This is a genomic window from Mycobacterium sp., assembly GCF_044342925.1.
Taxonomy (GTDB): domain Bacteria; phylum Actinomycetota; class Actinomycetes; order Mycobacteriales; family Mycobacteriaceae; genus Mycobacterium.
Genome location: NZ_JBIIOV010000260.1, coordinates 1 through 2,629 on the forward strand (window position 1 = coordinate 1; position 2,629 = coordinate 2,629).

The window sequence follows — 2,629 nt, forward strand, 5'->3', positions numbered from 1 at the left end:
GTGGTCGACGCCAGTAGGCCGATCAGGGCGGGAACGACGATCGCGACGGCTGCGATCGCCGCCATCACGGCGATCAGGATCCGGCGGTTGCGGTGACGGTTGTCGGTCATGATGCCTGCAAGGTACCCGGACGGTTGCGGTATGCGCGAGATATCGCGTCGGTGCTGAAGATCGCCAGCGCGACCCAGATCAACGCGAACCCCAGCCATCGCGCCGGCGGCATCGGTTCGTGATCCACCAGCACGCCCCAGATCATCTGCATCGACGGGGTGAGGTACTGCAGCAAACCCAGCGTCACCAGTGGCAGCCGCTGGGCGGCGGCGGCGAAGCAGAGCAGCGGCAGCGCGGTAACCGGCCCACACAGCAGCATCAGGGCGACGTGGGCCGGGCCGTGGTTGGTGAAGTCGCTGTCGCCGTTGAACGCCAGCACCACCAGGTAGACCAGAGCGAACGGGGCGGCGACGGCGGTTTCCACCGCCACGCTGACGCGGGGGTCGGTCGGCACCACCTTCTTGACCGCGCCATAGAGCCCGAAGGACAGTGCCAGGCCGACCCCGATCCACGGCAACCCGCCGACGCCGGAGGACAGCAGGACCACCGCCGCGGCGGCGAGCAGCACCGCCACCATCTGCACCCGATTGAGCCGCTCGCCGAAGAGCACCACGCCGAGCACCACGCTGACCAGCGGGGTGATGAAGTAGCCCAGGGCGGCGTCGACGACATGGCCTTCGTTGACCGCGAAGATGTAGATCAGCCAGTTCGTGGAGATCAGCACCGAGGCGCACGCCAGCAGTAACCAGGTGCGGCCGGTGATGGTGCGCAGGTCGCCGAGCCGTCCGACGACCACCAGTACGACGGCCATCAGCAGAACGGTCCAGACGATCCGGTGGGCCAGGATCTCCGGTGCGCCGGCCGGTGCCAGCAGCGAGAAGAACGCCGGGAACACGCCCCACAGGCCGTAGGCCGCGACACCGTAGAGCAGGCCGCCGTCCCGGGTAGTGGGCTCCCGGGTCGCGGGCTCTGGCCTCACGACTCGGCGCGCAGGACGTCCAGTGCGTGCTGCAGATCGGCCGGGTAGGAGCTGACGATCTCGATGCGGCGGCCGTCGGCGGGGTGCGCGAAGGCCAGCGATCGGGCGTGCAGCCATTGGCGTTGCAGGCCCAGGCGTTTGGCCAGCACCGGGTCGGCGCCGTAGGTGAGGTCCCCGGCGCAGGGATGGTGCAGCGCGGCGAAATGCACCCGGATCTGATGGGTGCGGCCCGTCTCCAGGTGGATGTCGAGCAGGCTCGCGGCGCGGAACATCTCGACGGTGTCGTAGTGGGTGATGCTGTGCCGGCCGTTCTCGGTGACCGCGAACTTCCAGTCGTTGCCGCGATGACGCCCGATCGGGGCGTCGATGGTGCCGCTGGACGGGTCCGGATGTCCTTGCACCACAGCGTGATACCGCTTGTCCACGGTGCGCTGCTTGAAGGCCCGCTTGAGCACGGTGTAGGCGTGTTCGGACAGCGCGACGACCATCACCCCGGAGGTACCGACGTCCAGGCGCTGCACGATGCCCTGCCGCTCGTGGATGCCCGACGTACTGATCCGGAAGCCGGCGGCGGCCAGACCGCCGAGCACCGTGGGGCCGTGCCAGCCGACCGTGGCGTGGGCGGCGACGCCGGGCGGCTTGTCGACGGCGACGATGTCGTCGTCGGAGTAGAGGACGGTCATGCCCTCGATCTCCTCCGGGATGTTCTCCACCGGCGGGGGCGCGTCGGGCAGCGTCACGGTCAGGAAGGCGCCCTCGGGCAGCTTGTCGGATTTGCCGACGGTCACCCCGTCGATCTGCACACCGCCGTCCTCGGCGACCGCGGCGGCGGCGGTGCGCGACAGGCCCAGCAATCGGGCCAAGCCGGCGTCCACCCGCATTCCGGCCAGTCCCTCGGGGACCGGCATCGACCGTTCGGTCATCAGGCCGACTCGGCGTCGCCGGCGGTGCGCCGGTCAGGGGTGCCGAACTCAGAAGTGTCGACGTCCTTGCGCCGCTCCGGCGCGTCGAACTCGTATCCGAACAGCGACAACCCCACCAGCAGGATGGCGCCGCCCACCACCGCGGGGTCGGCGACGTTGAACACCGGCCACCAGCCGATCGACAGGAAGTCCACGACGTGCCCGCGCAGCGGGCCCGGCGAGCGGAAGAACCGGTCCACCAGGTTGCCCAGCGCTCCGCCCAGGATCAGGCCCAGGCCGACCGCCCACCACGGGGACAGCAGCCGCCGGCCCATCCAGATGATGCCGGCCACCACCCCGGTGGCCACCAGGGTCAGCACCCAGGTGTACCCGGTGGCCATCGAGAACGCGGCGCCGGAATTGCGGACCAGCGTCCAGGTGACGGTGTCGCCGATGATCGACACCGGCTCACCGGGGGTCAGCAGCTTCACGGCCAGCACCTTGGTGATCACGTCGAGGGTCAGCACCGTGGCCGCCACCGTCAGCAGCAGCCGCAGCCGACGGCGCGGAGGGGCGTCCGTCGCCGACAGGCCGGTGGGGGCAGTTTCCTCGGTCACGTCCTCCATCATTCCCTGTCCGATGGCCAGGCATGATGGCAGGCATGTCCCGGGTAGTCGTCATCACAACAGGCGGCACC

At 69.8% G+C, this 2,629-nt stretch carries 3 protein-coding genes; all 3 read right to left on the reverse strand.

All coding sequences use genetic code 11. The features are described 5' to 3' along the window. Positions 1-106: 106 nt before the first annotated feature. The 3 genes from rarD to lspA are packed head-to-tail and all read right to left on the reverse strand — an operon-like array spanning position 107 to position 2,561. A complete protein-coding gene (gene rarD / locus ADBZ6I_RS17030; RefSeq protein ID WP_526385941.1) occupies positions 107-1,030 on the reverse strand; it encodes an EamA family transporter RarD in 924 nt (307 codons plus the stop codon). Further along, complete coding sequence (locus ADBZ6I_RS17035) at positions 1,027-1,953, reverse strand: RluA family pseudouridine synthase (protein WP_526385943.1); 927 nt, start codon at positions 1,951-1,953, stop codon at positions 1,027-1,029. Before ADBZ6I_RS17035 ends, rarD begins: the two co-directional genes overlap by 4 nt. Further along, on the reverse strand, positions 1,953-2,561 hold the full coding sequence (gene lspA / locus ADBZ6I_RS17040; protein ID WP_526385945.1) for a signal peptidase II: 609 nt from the start codon (positions 2,559-2,561) through the stop codon (positions 1,953-1,955). Before lspA ends, ADBZ6I_RS17035 begins: the two co-directional genes overlap by 1 nt. Positions 2,562-2,629: the final 68 nt, after the last annotated feature.